Annotated in this window: 15 protein-coding genes; 9 read left to right on the forward strand and 6 right to left on the reverse strand. The window is 58.5% G+C overall.

The genetic code is table 11. The features are described 5' to 3' along the window. Positions 1-6 precede the first annotated feature (6 nt). The 4 genes from A9K66_RS04560 to A9K66_RS04575 form a co-directional block, all read right to left on the reverse strand. Complete coding sequence (locus A9K66_RS04560) at positions 7-756, reverse strand: ATP-binding cassette domain-containing protein (protein WP_067320677.1); 750 nt, start codon at positions 754-756, stop codon at positions 7-9. Positions 757-788: 32 nt separating this feature from the next. Beyond that, on the reverse strand, positions 789-1,865 hold the full coding sequence (locus A9K66_RS04565; protein ID WP_067320232.1) for a sugar ABC transporter substrate-binding protein: 1,077 nt from the start codon (positions 1,863-1,865) through the stop codon (positions 789-791). A 405-nt stretch (positions 1,866-2,270) separates the two neighbouring features. After that, positions 2,271-3,050, reverse strand: a complete 780-nt coding sequence (locus tag A9K66_RS04570; RefSeq protein WP_067320233.1) for an alpha/beta fold hydrolase — start codon at positions 3,048-3,050, stop codon at positions 2,271-2,273. A gap of 28 nt (positions 3,051-3,078) precedes the next feature. Further along, positions 3,079-3,555 carry an RbsD/FucU domain-containing protein gene (locus A9K66_RS04575; protein WP_280944305.1) on the reverse strand — a complete coding sequence of 159 codons (477 nt, stop codon included), beginning with the start codon at positions 3,553-3,555 and terminating at the stop codon, positions 3,079-3,081. A 275-nt stretch (positions 3,556-3,830) separates the two neighbouring features. Between A9K66_RS04575 and A9K66_RS04580 the strand changes: the two genes are divergently transcribed. The 6 genes from A9K66_RS04580 to A9K66_RS04605 all read left to right on the forward strand — a co-directional run bounded on the left by A9K66_RS04580 (position 3,831) and on the right by A9K66_RS04605 (position 8,748). After that, entirely contained in the window at positions 3,831-4,508 is a 678-nt protein-coding gene (locus A9K66_RS04580) for a GntR family transcriptional regulator (protein ID WP_067320234.1), read from the forward strand. Between the two features lie 206 nt (positions 4,509-4,714). Next, positions 4,715-5,185: an RbsD/FucU domain-containing protein gene (locus tag A9K66_RS04585; protein ID WP_067320235.1), complete on the forward strand. Its 471-nt coding sequence runs from the start codon at positions 4,715-4,717 to the stop codon at positions 5,183-5,185. A gap of 84 nt (positions 5,186-5,269) precedes the next feature. After that, the gene (locus A9K66_RS04590; RefSeq protein WP_067320237.1) at positions 5,270-6,037 is read left to right on the forward strand and encodes an alpha/beta fold hydrolase; all 768 of its coding nucleotides are present in this window, start codon (positions 5,270-5,272) and stop codon (positions 6,035-6,037) included. 131 nt (positions 6,038-6,168) lie between these two features. After that, positions 6,169-7,110, forward strand: a complete 942-nt coding sequence (locus A9K66_RS04595) for an ABC transporter substrate-binding protein (protein ID WP_197507444.1) — start codon at positions 6,169-6,171, stop codon at positions 7,108-7,110. 116 nt (positions 7,111-7,226) lie between these two features. Then, positions 7,227-7,940, forward strand: a complete 714-nt coding sequence (locus tag A9K66_RS04600; protein WP_067320244.1) for an ABC transporter permease — start codon at positions 7,227-7,229, stop codon at positions 7,938-7,940. Positions 7,941-8,025: 85 nt separating this feature from the next. Then, complete coding sequence (locus A9K66_RS04605) at positions 8,026-8,748, forward strand: ABC transporter ATP-binding protein (protein WP_197507445.1); 723 nt, start codon at positions 8,026-8,028, stop codon at positions 8,746-8,748. Between the two features lie 482 nt (positions 8,749-9,230). On the opposite strand, the gene A9K66_RS04610 is transcribed toward A9K66_RS04605, so the two are convergent. Further along, positions 9,231-9,899 (reverse strand): HAD hydrolase-like protein, encoded by a 669-nt coding sequence (locus tag A9K66_RS04610; RefSeq protein ID WP_067320684.1) that lies wholly within the window; start codon positions 9,897-9,899, stop codon positions 9,231-9,233. A gap of 67 nt (positions 9,900-9,966) precedes the next feature. Further along, the gene (locus tag A9K66_RS04615; RefSeq protein WP_067320687.1) at positions 9,967-11,037 is read right to left on the reverse strand and encodes a LacI family DNA-binding transcriptional regulator; all 1,071 of its coding nucleotides are present in this window, start codon (positions 11,035-11,037) and stop codon (positions 9,967-9,969) included. A gap of 261 nt (positions 11,038-11,298) precedes the next feature. On the opposite strand from A9K66_RS04615, the gene A9K66_RS04620 reads away from it, so the two are divergent. The 3 genes from A9K66_RS04620 (at position 11,299) to A9K66_RS04630 (ending at position 14,469) form a co-directional block, all read left to right on the forward strand. Then, the gene (locus A9K66_RS04620) at positions 11,299-12,600 is read left to right on the forward strand and encodes an ABC transporter substrate-binding protein (RefSeq protein WP_197507446.1); all 1,302 of its coding nucleotides are present in this window, start codon (positions 11,299-11,301) and stop codon (positions 12,598-12,600) included. A gap of 61 nt (positions 12,601-12,661) precedes the next feature. Continuing rightward, positions 12,662-13,627, forward strand: a complete 966-nt coding sequence (locus A9K66_RS04625) for a sugar ABC transporter permease (protein WP_156751007.1) — start codon at positions 12,662-12,664, stop codon at positions 13,625-13,627. Continuing rightward, a complete protein-coding gene (locus A9K66_RS04630; protein WP_067320258.1) occupies positions 13,627-14,469 on the forward strand; it encodes a carbohydrate ABC transporter permease in 843 nt (280 codons plus the stop codon). Before A9K66_RS04625 ends, A9K66_RS04630 begins: the two co-directional genes overlap by 1 nt. Positions 14,470-14,477: the final 8 nt, after the last annotated feature.

Genomic DNA, 14,477 nt, shown 5'->3' on the forward strand with positions numbered 1-14,477 from the left:
ATCCCTTCAATGGTCCGTGCCGGTTATGGCTGCGACCAGGCTGCTCCTTGTCCATTCCGCGACCGGCCGCTCGGCGGCTTTGCGCCCCAGGCGCAGGACCACGATCCTGTCGGCAATGTCCAGCACGTCGCCCAGATCGTGAGAGACGAGGATCACGCCCAGACCCTGCTCGCGAAGACGCGCGATCAGTGCCATCACCTCCGCCCGCTGGGCCACGCCAAGTGCGGCAGTTGGCTCGTCGAGCAGGATCACTCGCGGTTTCGACAGAACCGCGCGCGCGATGGCCACAGACTGGCGCTGGCCGCCAGAAAGCCGTCCCACGGACACACTGTAGTCCCTGATCTTCACGTTGAGACTGGACAACGCCGTATGAGCACGAGATTCCATCAGCGGTCGCGAGAGCTTTGCACCCCGAAGCAGCCCTGAATGCAGTTCCCTTCCCAGGAAAAGGTTCTGAACGGTATCAAGATTGTCGCAAAGCGCGAGGTCCTGATAGACCGTCTGAATGCCCAGATCCGCCGCATCCTGCGGCTTCCTCAGCGACACCTCTTGCCCGTTGAACAGTATCCTGCCCTCGTCGGCGGAAACGATCCCGCTGATGATCTTGACAAGGGTCGACTTTCCAGCGCCGTTGTCTCCGGCCAGCGCCACGACCTCCCCCTCTCGGACGTTGAAATCGACCCCCGAAAGGGCGGTGATGCCGCCATAATGCTTGCCAATTCCCGCCAGAGACAGGATTGGAGCGTCGTCGTTCATGGCGGCCATCTTGTTGTTACCGCTTCTTTGCATCAGCCGCGACAGAAGGCGGAGTCGGCCGCCACGCCTTTGGCGCAGATCTGCTCCTTGGTATAAAGACCCGTATCGACCACCGATTTCTGGATGTTATCCTTGGTGATGACACTATTTGGCGCGTCCACCTCGGGAATGCCTCCCTTGTAGCCGTTGTCGAACGTCGTCGCGACGAGGTTAGCGGGTATCTTTTCCCCCTTCATCGCGTGCACCGCCAACTGAACAGCCAGCTTGTTCATGGCGACGTAGTCCACCGTCATGTCCATCTCCTGCAAGCCCGCAGCAACGCGCTGCACTCCGGCAAGAGTGGCATCATACCCGCCAAACAGCTTGATCCCCTTGAGCCCGGCGGCTTCCACCGCAGCCAGCGCCGCACCGCCGGTGTCGTCATTCATGGAGAAGATCGCATCGACGCCATTGTGGGTCTTGGTCAAGCACTGATCCATCGCAGTCTGAGCATTGGCCGGGAGCCAAAGCAGGGCATCCGCCTGACAAACGACCTCCAATTTGCCGGCCTTGATCAACGGATCGAGATATTCGCCAATGCCCTTCACCTGGTCGCCGTAGAAGGGAAACTTGGGGTCGCCGTATATCTTGGCTAGCCGGACAGGCTTGCCGGTCTTGGCGTTCATGTCCTCGATTACCTTGGCCGCCGCCTGCGCCTGCTTCTGGCCGATTTCAACGAACGGGGCGGTCAGGTAGGCGTAGGCAGGCCCGCCGGTGCAAGCGTGAATGGTGCAGATAAGCGGGATCCCGGCTTGCTCGGCCAGAGCCAAGGTGCCCGCCGTCTGCATTGGATCGACGGCAACCATGACGATTGCTTTGGCATCGTTGGCGATAGCGGCCTGAACCTGCGAGGTCTGTTGCTGCACGTTGTTTTCTGAGTTGAGAATCTCGACTGTCATGTTCGGCACCAGTTCGTTGGCGGCCTTCAAGAAGGCCGGCTTGTCGAACTGCTCGAAGCGGACTGTCGTGAAGTCCGGCATGATAAAGTAGATCTTGCCGGTAAGATCTTCTGCCGCGGCGGGAGGCGTGAGCGCCATGCATGCCGCGAACCCGCACATCAGCGCTGACATGCGAATTTTCCCAACGAATTTCCTAAGCATTACGAGATCCTTCCATTTTCGCTGTTCTCTCTCTGGTCCGCCGCATCATCCGAGTTTCGGAACAGGGCTTGCAGCATGGCTTCGGCCGTGCTCCGTCATTTTGGGAGATTGCTATTTTGAAAGTTCCGGCCTCCGCCCTTGGACGCGCTCCCATCGCCTTACGCATCAATATCGGGCCGTTTCTGCGACGGTCTTCCGTGGATGCGTGTAAACGTTTTCAAAATGGCGCGCTAGGACGACGGTGTCAAGCGCAAAGAGGTTGGTGTGTTTCAGGCTATGGGGGCCTCGTCCGTGGCGCGACATGGCGGTCGACGAACAACCATCGCACGTGTGCTGCGGCACCGACCGGCGTATCAGCGCGCGGCGTCCGGCGGATCAGCCGGCTTGCGTACCACTCGTCCATCCGATCACGGCTTGTGCAACAACGTCCGCAACGTCGGCATGGCTCGTGTCGTTGATGAGATCGTGATGGGTATTGGCGAACAGGTGATGCCTTGCGCCTGGAATGCGTGACGCCCAGCGCCGCGCGAGATCAGGAGGGCAAAAGATGTCATTGTCCCCGCTGATCATGAGCACGGGAAGGCTGAGTTCAAGCAATCCGGCCTGTATATGCTCACAGACCGGCGCCGACAGGACGCTTCTTAGATGGACAAAAGCCATCGTTGCATCGAACTTTAGCGGGTCGAATTCCAGTTCGTCGAGATAGAAAGGATCAAGCGACATCATGCCTTGTTCAGCCTGGCGCTCTTGCTCTTGGCTGATCCCCTCGACAGGCATGCCGCCGAGCACCACCCCGCGGAAGGGACCAGCGCCGGCAATGACCATCGCAGCCGCCGTCATAGCGCCCATCGAATGTCCAACCAGTACCGTTGGAAGCCCGGGGTCTTCCCGTTGCGCTATCTCTGTGAGGTGCTCGGCATTCCTTCTCAGATCGGCCATGGAGCCGGGATTGCCCCGCTCGCCATCCGAGAGCCCGTGTCCGATCGCATCAAGCGCCCATACGCCGAGTCCCCGGGCATTTAAGGAGTTGGCGAAGCGGTGGTAGAGGCCGCTATGTTCGCCATATCCATGCAGAAAGACGATCTGCGCAGTGGGCTTCGGCGGAGCCCAGTGGCGGTAGTAGACCTTTCCAAAAGCGCCCTCAAACCTCGGCATCGACCATCTTTTCTCGGGTTACTTCGTTTTAGGGGGCGAGCCCGTTGAGGATCATGTCCATCGGAATGTCGGCACTCGGATAGCCTCCGACGAGGATCACATTGGCATGAACGCGATAGTCCCCTGTCTGGACGAACAGCTTGCAGCGGTCGCGAAGGTCGTAATAATCCGGGATATAGGGCACTTCGTAGATGTGCTTCTCGTCGAAAAGCCTGGACAGCATAGCGAAGCCGTCGGGATTCGCGCTGCGCATGTCCTTGGTGACAATGCAGGCCTCTATATCGCCGACGTCGCAGATAACGGGAATGAGATCGTCGATCGATGGGACGCCAGTGACGACCTCCAGGTCGAGGATCTCCACATCAGGTGCCAACGAACGCAGCGCCTTGGCTGACGTGCCGCTGCCTGCATCGGCAATGAATATCAACTCGCCATGACGCAAGTCAGCCAATGCCGCTGCCAACCTTTGGTTCAGTATTCTCGGCCTCAGAAGCTTGGTGGTCATCGTGCGCTCTTTCGGGGTTGATCGTAGCGGCGGCTGAAATCGTTTACACAAAAATTCGGTTTTGTCGATATCCTTGGCAGGTACTCTTCTCACTTGCAGGCGGAGATCTGGCGCGTGGCAGGCTTGAACTAGGCAGCGGGAGCATGCCTTTCCAGGCGCGATTGCGATCCAATCGATCTTGCGGGCAAGATGCCGTCGATTCTGGCGATCTTGCCGGCTCAACGCTATGAAATGGTCATGGTGTGTCGCATCGCTCGCAACTCTGATGGACTGTCATGAGAACTGAAAAAAGCGAAGATCTCACGCAAGCAGGCGGCCGCGGCGGCCAATGGCAGGCCGTCTATGAGGGCCTTCAAAAGGGCATTATCTCCGGAAGGTATCGTTCCGGCGTGCGCCTCATCGAAGATGACATCATTGAAGCCACCGGGGCAACTCGCCATGCAGTCCGCAAGGCATTCGACGAACTCGTTCGCCTCGGTCTCGCCGTTCGCTATCCGAACCGCGGCGTGCAGGTGCGGAGTTTCACGGCATCCGAGATATGGCAAATCTATGAAGTCCGTGAGTGCCTCGAGTTGAAGGCGATAAGCTATTATACCGAGCCAGCGGCAAAGGAACTCGTGCGAAAGTTGAAGGCCATCGTCTCGGATCACGAGAGGGCGATCGCAAACAACGATCTTGCTGAAATGTATTTACAGAACAATCTTCTCCACGAGACGATATACCAACGATGTGAGAATCAGTTCCTACTCGAAGCAATAACTCATCACTCGCTTCTGTCTCATCTAATCCACACAAATTCTGTGCAGAGCAAAGATCTACGTTCCAAAGGCGCCAAGGATCACTTGACAATGATTCAAGCGATAGAGAAGGGCGACCAGAAAACTCTTGTTAAAACCCTTCGCAATCACATCCGAGCCTTCCGGGATTACTATCTTCAGCACCTTACATCCTAAAGCGCGTCGCGCTGAAACGAACCCCGGCGACCCGCTTCAAGTCCTCATGTCCCTCGCCAAGAATGGCCGCGCAATTCCAGGCGAGATGCATTCGCCGCGCCAGAAATAGCATGCCGGCTGTCCGGCCCTTGCGACAGCATTGACATTATCGATAAAAGTGACGAATAATATTATCGATAAAGTAGCTCGCCGGAGGGGAATGCGAAATGCAATATGGCGCGGACAACCGCATCATCAACGGCACGATCGCAGCGGCTCTGGCCACGCTTCGCCATGGTGAGGTGATCTTCATTGCCGACGCGGGCGGCATCATCGCTTCCTCCGTGCAGGTGCCGATCGTGGACCTTGGGATTGCCCCAGGTCTGGTCTCAATCGAGCAACTGCTGCCGCTGCTGCGCGACAATGGTGACATCGAGCGGGCTATCGTTGCCGAGCCGATGGAGGCGCAGAGTCCCCACAAGTACAAATTCGTCGTCGACACTTTCGGGAAGGAGCGGGTCACTTCCGTGCCCTACCGGCCGTCGATGTACGCGATCCGCAACGCCAGCAAGTTAATCATCCGTACAGGAGATTACAGCGTCCACGGCAATATCGCTCTGGTCGGAGGCTATGCCAGTGCCGACGTCAAGTTCATTCGGAACACGGAAGTCGGGGACATCCGGATCCTGCCGGATTGATATGACACACGGCCGATGCTCTCGAGCGTCGGCCTCTCCAGCTGAGTGACCCGTTCGGGTCAAATTTGCCGAAGGGCTGTCCAGATGCCGTTCTTCGAAACCGCGCATGGAAAAAGCTACTACCGTCGATGGGATGCGCAGAAGCCAGTCGGCGGTATCGTGTTTCTCCATGGTTTTGGCGAGCACAGCGGCCACTATCATCGCCTTGCGGGCGCGTTCAACGCCAGTGGCCTTGCCATGTGGGCGCTTGACCAGCAGGGACACGGCCTTTCCTATGGCGAACGTGGCGCGGTGGCGTCGATGGATTCGTTAGTCGACAATGCCGAACGTCTGATCTCCATAGCCGCCAGGGACGCTCCCGGCCTGCCGCTGGTTCTCGTCGGCCATTCTCTCGGCGGCATTGCCGCTGCGCTATTGATCGCTCGCGGCGAGCGCCGGTGCCTGGGGCTGGCCGTCACGGGCACGTTGATCCAGCCGGAGACCGTTGCCATACCGGGGGCGCCGGAAGTCACCCGCGACCCATTCTATTTAGACATGCTGGCGACCGATCCATTCGGCTTCAGCGTAACGGCGGAAAGAACGGCGGCGCGGCGGGCGGCCATGCACAGGGCGCGCGAAGAGCTTATCGCGAACCTCCCCGAGATCGACCTTCCCGTGCTGCTGATCAATGGCGACCAGGATGTGATTGCTCCGGCCAGGCATGCGCGCGCGGTCCGCTCGAAACTCAAGAACGCCACGGCGCTCATCGTGAAAGACGGGTTTCACGACATCATCAACGATGTGCCCCACTTCGCCGTCGAGAGGCGCCTGATAGCCTTCGCGAAGGCAGCGATCAAAGAGCGAGGCCGGTAGAAGGAAGGATCTGTCTTTCAAGGTTTGGTAAGGCGCGGCTCGCAGGCCGCCAGTAAAAAAGGGAGCAGCAAATGGGTGGATTTCGAAACAGACTTAAATTGCATTCGCTCGCCGCCTTGGTTGCAGCCTTGATGGCTGTGCCGATACAGACCGGAACCGCGCAGGCCGCAGATACCGTCACGATTGCCACGTCGATCGAAACGCTCGACGCGTTCGTGCCACAGTTCGGCTCCCAGGTCGGCATCTTCGCCAAGCACGGCCTCGATATCAACTACGTCAAGGGCGCCAACGGATCGGCTATGGTGGCAGCGGTGGTTGGAGGCTCGGCCGACATCACGCATGTCGGCGCGGCCCTGATCTTTCCGGCCATCCAGAAGGGTGCGGCGCTGACGGTCCTGTTGGGCAATTATGACATCGACTATACCTTCATCGCGCGCAAGGATGCCGGGGTCGACATCAAGAAGGGCTACCCGGCTTTCCTGAACGATCTTAAGGGCAAGCTGATTGGCGTTGCCGGTCGCGGAGGCGCAACCGAGCTCTACGTGCGCAAGATGTTCACGGACGCGGGCATGAATCCCGACAAGGACATCACCTTCATCGCGATCGGCACGGGCTATGGCGCGGCGGGCGCTTTCACCAACCGCCAGGTTGATGCGATGGCCAGCATTCCGCCGAGCTCGACCCTGATCGGTACGGACAATCTCGATGTGCTGGTCGATCTCAAAGCAACGCGCAACAAGGTGTTCGATCCCGAGTATCTGTTCACGGTTTTCACCGCCAATTCGGATTTTGTCCAAAACCGCCCCCAGGTTGCACAGAACTTCTGCAAGGCGGTCATCGAGACGATCAGCTACATGAAAGACCCGGCGAACGAACAAAAACTGGTCGATTTCACCGCAAAGACGCTCAAGCTCGATGTGGGCAAGGCCAAGGAGTTGATCGACGTCTACAAATCGGGCTTCAATGCCAAGCTCACCAAGGAGCGCTGGGAAGGCATGAAGAAATATGCCGCTTTTGTTCCAGATTGGACAACGAATGCGTATCAGCCCTGCGCGAGGCTGACTTCAGGTTGAGAGCGCCTCAGTTGGTCGCCGGGACAGGTTCATCGGGCTCAAAAGGGAAGGCCGGTGCGCCTTTTCATCGGCATGTCGCGCGGCTCAAGCGAATTGCGGGACAGATCGGCGTCGGCATGGCCTTTTTGGCGCTCTGGCAACTCGTCTATATGTCCGGCGTCGTCAAGCCGCTGATTGCGCGAAGTCCCGGCCAGGTGTTCTGGTTTTTTATCCAGATCGCCACCGACGGCACGTTGGTGCCAGCGCTCTATTCCACGGTCGAGGCAACAGTGGTCGCTTTCGTGCTGGCCTCATTTGTTGGGGTTGTCGTCGGCATCGGCCTTGGTCTGTTTCCCAGGGTGGAGGAACTTCTCGACCCCTATGTCAGTGCGTTCAACGCCATGCCGCGCATCGCCTTCGCTCCAGTCTTCATACTGCTTTTCGGCGTCAGCCAAGCAGCCAAGATCGCACTTGCCTTCAGCGTCGTGGTTTTCATCCTGATGGTCAACGCGCGCGCCGGCATTCGCACCGTCGACCGCGATATCAGGCTGATGGTGACGGTCATGAATATTTCCAAGCGTGACATGTTCATGAAAATCCTGCTGCCCAGCGCCGTGCCCTCTATTTTCGCCGGGCTGCGCCTTGGCATCATCTATTCGCTTCTCGGCGTCGTGACCTCCGAGATATTGGCATCGCGGGTCGGGCTCGGCCAGCTTATCGCGGGATATGCCGGCACTTTTCAGCTCGAAGGGGTCTACGCCGTTTGCATCGTGCTGGCGGTGATCGCTTCGTTGCTCAACGCCGGGATGGCTCTGCTCGAACGCTATCTGCTCGGTGCGCGAGCGCTCTAAACCGCGAGGACAAAAGACGATGGCACCAAGCATATCGCCTGCCGCGGGAAACGACCGCGTCGCCGCCAGGATTTCCGACCTCGTCATGGACTTCCAGACCCCGTCGGGACCAGTGCGGGGGCTGGACGATATGTCACTGGAACTGCGAGAGGGGGAGTTCCTGGTTCTGGTCGGACGCAGCGGCTCCGGCAAGACCACTGCGCTCAATATCCTGGCCGGGCTCCACACTGCAACGAGCGGCGAGGTGAGCGTGCTTGGCCAACCGCCTGTCGCCGCGCGTCCACAGCTCGGCTACATGTTCGCGCGCGACGCTTTGCTGCCGTGGCGAACCGCAATCAAGAACGTGGAGTTCGGGTTGGAAGTGCGCGGTTTCGGAAAAAGCGAAAGACGGGCCTTGGCTCGAGACTATCTAGACCTTGTCAGTTTGAAGCGCTTTGCTGATAATTATCCGAGTCAGCTCTCGCAGGGCCAGCGGCAGCGTGTGGCGCTCGCACGCACCTGGGCGCCTTCGCCGAAGATCCTATTGATGGACGAGCCTTTTTCGGCGCTCGACGCACAGACGCGTCAATCGCTTCACGAGGAGTTCGTGCGCATGTGGGCTGCTGACAAGAAAAGCGTTGTCTTCGTCACTCACGATCTGAACGAAGCGATCACCCTGGCCGATCGTATCCTGGTCTTCAAAGACGGCAAGATCGCCAGGGAGTTCTCGATCCCTTTCGCTCGACCTCGGGACCTCGTCGATATCACGGCGGACCGAACGGCACGCGACATCTATCAGGAGATCAGGCAACTGCTTTACCAGCATTAGCCAGCGGATAGCCGCCCGCGGGCTGGCGGCTTGGAACTGGCCAGAAACTCAATTCTTTGGGCGGCCGCTAAAGGCGCGAAGAGCGGTCTGAACACGGATTACCGAAGATCTGCTCCGGCGGCCCATTCTCGGCGATCACGCCATTATCGAAAGAAGCGACCTGATCGGCGACCTCGCGGGCGAACTGCATCTCGTGCGTGCCAGCGTGCCAGCTGCAAACACGGCGATCGGCGCGCCGGCGATCGCAAAGCCGGAATATAGCAGCATGGGCTAAACCAGCAGCGGCACTGAGCGCATCACATCTGTGATGCTGTCTATGACATTGCGGATTCAGGCTTAGGCCTTCGGCTTTCCCTCGCGAGCCCGATCAATGTATACGTTTTCACGTGAATGTGCAAACTGGCAGTAAAGACGCACTTTTGCGACGGGGCAGGAGTTCTTCCGAGCTAACGGGGGGAGCAGCGAGTTGGTCGGCTACCTGTTTAGGACACGTCAAAGCCAAGCAGTTTTTTGGCGTCTACTAGGTCAGGCAGAGTCACGATGTTGTCCGGAAAGGCGGTGGGGCAGGGGCCGCCCCGGATCCCGAGGAATGGGATGCCCAGCTCCCTTGCCGCATGACACTCCGTCGACGAATCGCCGACTGCCAGCATGGTTTCGCGCGGTGGGCCCTTTGACAGGATCAGGCTGAAGGCCTCAAGTTTCGTCGTTGGTGCGCCTATGACGGCCTCGAAATAGGTGTCCAATGCACGCTGGCGAACGATTTCGACCAATTCATCCTGCGGCGTTCCAGATACGACAAAAAGCCTGGAGTGGCCCGATGCCGCTTCAAGCAACTCACGGGCGCCAGGAATTAAAGCCGCGACAAGGATTTTCTCCAGGACGATGCTGCTGAATTGCGTCGACAAGAAAGCCAGCCGTTCCTCCGTCGGGGCGCGGCCAAAGATCTCCTGGTCGAAATATCTGAACTTTTCCCGACGTGAAATCCCGCCATGCTCGCGCTGATAGTCGAGGATGGCCTCTGTCCATTGCTCTCCATGATCGGAATAGATCTCAGCGAACGCCTGAGCTTTGATCTCGGCCGAGTCGAGGATGACGCCGTCAAAGTCGAATATTATGACCGACGGACGAGCAGGAAGCTGTATCCGGGCCATATCCTCACCTCTCATTTGCATTTGGCTACCGCCTGCGTGGCAGAGACCGGGCCAGAGAGCTGACCGCTCACATTGCGGCTGCAACACGGATCTGCTTCATCGCCCGTGGCGGACAAGCCGATCTTCTCACGATCAGATGTGAATCCAGCCTGACAAAGCGCGGTGGCTCACCAGTCGCCAGTGAAGACTGGAGCATTTCGGCGGCCACAAGCCCCATTTCTTCAGCAGGAACCGCGATCGTTGTCAGCGGCGGGTCGAGTTGAGCGGCATATTCGGCGTCGTCGAATCCGACTATCGAGATATCCTGGGGAATTCGGATTCCCAGCCTGCGGCTTTCGCTAAGGGCGCCAAAGGCCATTACATCGGTATTGCAAACCACTGCGGTGGTGTCGGGATACTTCTCCAGGACTGCGCGTATCGCTTCCGCGCCATCGCGGATGGTAAAGTTTCGAATGATCACATTCGCCGCGCCTGTCAATTTTCTTTGAGTAATAAAATCGTTGTAGGCAGAAATGCGGGACCGCTGGCGATCGCTACCTCTGGGGTTGCCAGCGATCATGGCAAAATTTCTGTGCCCAAGATCGGCAAGATATTCCATCGCACTCTGCGTGGCGGCGTAATTGTCGAATCCGATGCACGGGACTATTTCTTCAGGAATATACGAGTATGTCGTTACAACAGGGATATGCGGTTTTCTCAAATAGTGCACCAATGCCGGATCCTCGATTGCTCCCACCAGCAAAAGCGCCTCCGCTCCCCGATCAACCAGGGTTTTGACCTTTTCGAAAACGTTGGCGTGTTCGAAACCCGTCGTCGCCACAATCGTCATGTAGCCGTGCTGCGCGAACGCGTCCTGGAAGTGATTTATCATCTTGGCAAAGATGGCGTAGTCCAAGGTCGGGATAGCGGCGCCGACGATATGCGACTTGCGTGAGCGCAGCGCCTTGGCGGCGGGGTTGGCCGCGTAGCCGAGCTTTTGTGCGATCGCAAGAACCCGAAGACGAACGTCGTCGCTTACCAGATCGGGCAAATTGAAGGCCCGCGACACCGTTGCGACCGAAACGCCAGCCTCTCGCGCGACATCGAACACACCCGCTCGCTTGTCGGATTTAGCCTGTTTCGTTTTCTTGCTGGGCATGATTCGCCACCATCGTCGCTGCTCTTTTGAAGCGGTTAGCTTTTGTCCCTGACTTATTCCGTCTTGACAAGCCATAAAAAGCATCGAAATGAAATCGTTTACAAGTACCAATCGACCTGAATGGGCGAGCGTCCTAGAAGCGAGAGATTCGCACTTGACAAACGGGCATCGGCCTAGGAAAATGAAAACGTTTACATGAACTGGGAACGCCGAGGCAGGTTCCAAAGTCGTGCCGCCTCGCGCAAATCGGAGGATCGAGAGTTGACCACTTCGTTCGGACTGCCTGTATCGCGTCGTAGCTTCTTGAAAGCCTCCGCTGGCCTTGCCGCGACGATGGCCGCCTATCGCGCCTCTTCGGCTTACGCGGAGGAAGTGACCCTCAACATTCTCAACAGCAACTCTGTGTGGGCCGGTGCGCTGACCGATCAGGTGGCCAAGGCCTACACCGCCGCGAAGATCACCGGGGAATCCAACCCCTATGAATCCCACTACGAGAAGATGTTGATCGAGCTGTCGCAAGGCTCGGAGACCTTCGACATCATCACCACCGACAGCCTGTGGGTGCGTCAGCCGCAGCGCAACAAATGGGCGCCGACGATGGAGGACATCAAGGCGGCCAATCCCGACCTTCCGGACATCAAGTATGACAACGTCACCGCAGGCTCGCTGCAGTATTCGATCTATAACGGCAAGCACTATGGTTTGCCGCTCGCGATGACCATTCCGGTCTTCATCTATCGCAAGGATTTGTTCGAGAAAGCAGGCATCGACAAAGTGCCGGTGACCTGGGACGAATATGTCGCGGCCGCGAAGAAGCTGCACAGTTCCGAAATTGCCGGCAACACGCTCTGTCTCGGTGGCCAGGACGCTCATATGTCTGGCGACTGGATGACCCGCGTCATGGGTATGACCAAGCTCGCGTCGACCGATGACGGCTGCTTCAATGACCAGAACGAGCCCATCTTCAACTCGGAGGGCCAGGGCGAGCGCGCCATTGAGAGGCTGAAGGAGGTCCTGCCGTACTGTCCGCAGGGCGTTTCCGGCTTCGACTATCCGGAAGGCCAGTCGGCTATCGGGCAGGGCACGGCCGCCATGATCATCTCGTGGTCGGATGCTCTTTCCGGCATCGAGGGTGGGCCGCATGCCGGCAAGTTCGGCTACGCGGTTGCGCCGACGGAGAAATTCCAACAATCGATGATTGGCGGCTGGACGGTAGTGCTGAACGCGGCGAGCAAGAAGCAGGCCGACGGTTACAAGTTCCTGGCCTGGTTAGCCGACGGCGGCTACAAGTATTTTTCGGAGGCTGGCGAAACATCGATTTGTTACAAACCAGACTTGGAAAATCCCGAAATGATCAAGAAGATCCCCGGACTTCACGTCTTCGAGGATTTCAAGACGCGCGGCACGCAACCTATTGCCATCCCGCCCTATCGTCTCACCAACGCGGTGGAAGTGCAGCGCGCCATCTATGAGGAGGTGCTTGCCGGCGTGACCGGACGCAAGACGCCGAAGACCGCGATGGTCGATGCCGTGGATCGCGTTGCCAAGCTCGTGAAGGGCTAAGCCCGCATAGGACCGGGCGAGCCCGGTCCTTCTTCCAAGAGGATGCGATGCGCCACTGCCGTTGGCGCACGCTTGGGATTACGGGAAAATGACAGCAAGCACGCACAGTTTGCCTATCGCCCCTGACCGCGCGCAACGCGCCGGTGAACGCTACACCGGCCTGATACTCCTCGCGCCGACCATGATCATCATGACGGTCGTCGGTATCTTTCCACTGCTGCACTCGCTCTACATGAGCGTCACCGGCTACCGCCCTTCAGATCCGGACAAGTTCCAGGGATTTGTCGGCCTGGGCAATTACGCGGACGCTCTGACGGATGCCCAGTTCCTGCATTCGATCTTGTTGACGCTTATCTTCACCGTCCTGTCGGTGGGGTTGTCGCTGGTCCTGGCGGTGCTGCTTGCGCTGTTGTTTAATCTCAGACTTCCCGGGTTCACGCTCCTCAGAACGATCATCATCGTACCGATGCTGATCACGCCGATCGCCGTTGGCATCACCTGGCGCATCATGATGATGCCCGACCTCGGCGTCCTCAATTACGTGCTCAGCCTCGTGGGCATTCCGCCCCAGCCTTGGGCTGGTGAGAAGGCCAGCGCCATGGCTTCGATGCTGTTGGTCGATGTCTGGCAGTGGACGCCTTTCATGTTCCTCATCATCTTCGCCGGCCTCTCGGCTCTGCCCAAAAGCCCGTTCGAGGCGGCGGCGATCGACGGCGCCTCCCCGATCCAGACCTTCTTCATGGTCACGCTGCCGATGCTGAAGCCGGTGATTGTCATCGCCAGCCTGCTGCGGATCGTCGACGCTATCCGGACCTACGATACGGTCTACATCATCACCCGCGGCGGACCCGACTTTGCCACCGATTTGCTCAGCGTTTATCTCGCGCGGGTGAACTTTCGTTTCTTCAGTCTTGGATATGGTGCCGCGCTGTCCTGGCTGACGCTGCTCATCGTTCTCGCCGTGGTGCTGATCTTCGTGAAGTACACCGGTTTCATGCGCATGGTAAACGAGAAGGAAGCGCGTTGATGTCGAACTCGGCTGCCCCACGCGGAACCATCGTCAGCGGCATCGGCTATTACGCTCTGGCCCTGATCGCGACCGCATTTTTTGCCTTCCCGATCGTCTGGATGACGCTCTCGTCGCTGAAATCCGAGGTCGACATATCAGCCTATCCGCCGAAATGGATCTTTGCGCCGACGCTGGAGAGCTACCACAAGCTCTTCACCGAGCTTAACGCCATGGACGCGCTGATCAACAGTGCCTTCATCGTGTGCGCCGCCACGCTGTTTGCGATGATAGCGGGCACGCTCGCGGCCTATGCATTGGCGCGCTTCGACGTCAAGAATAAAAACTTCATCGCCTTCGAGGTTCTCTCGATCCGCATGCTGCCGCCGATGGTCAGCGTCATACCGCTATTCATCATCGCCAAGCAGTTGGGAATCTTCGACACGCCCTGGCTGCTGATTGCAGTCTACACGTTGAACGGCCTGCCGTTCGTGGTCTGGGTGATGCGCGTCTTCATCCAGGAGATTCCGCAGTCGATCGAAGAGGCTGCCTTGATAGACGGATGCAGCCGCTTCGAATGCTTCTGGCGCGTGACCTTGCCGCTGCTTTTGCCGGGCCTCGCGGCGACGATGGTGATCATATTCATGTTCGCCTGGAACGAGTTCCTGCTGGCCAGCATCCTCACCTCTTCCGCGGCGCGCACGCTGCCGGTGATCGCGGCGAGCTCGATCAAGGCCAAGGCGATCTCGTGGGGATTGGGCTCGGCCGCCGGCGTGCTGATGTCGTTGCCGGTCGTCGTGCTCGTCCTGTTGATGCAAAAATATCTGGTCAGGGGTCTGACGCTTGGCGCCGTGAAGGGATGAGGAACGAA

The sequence above is a fragment of the Mesorhizobium sp. AA23 genome, assembly GCF_001672435.1.
GTDB lineage: Bacteria > Pseudomonadota > Alphaproteobacteria > Rhizobiales > Rhizobiaceae > Mesorhizobium.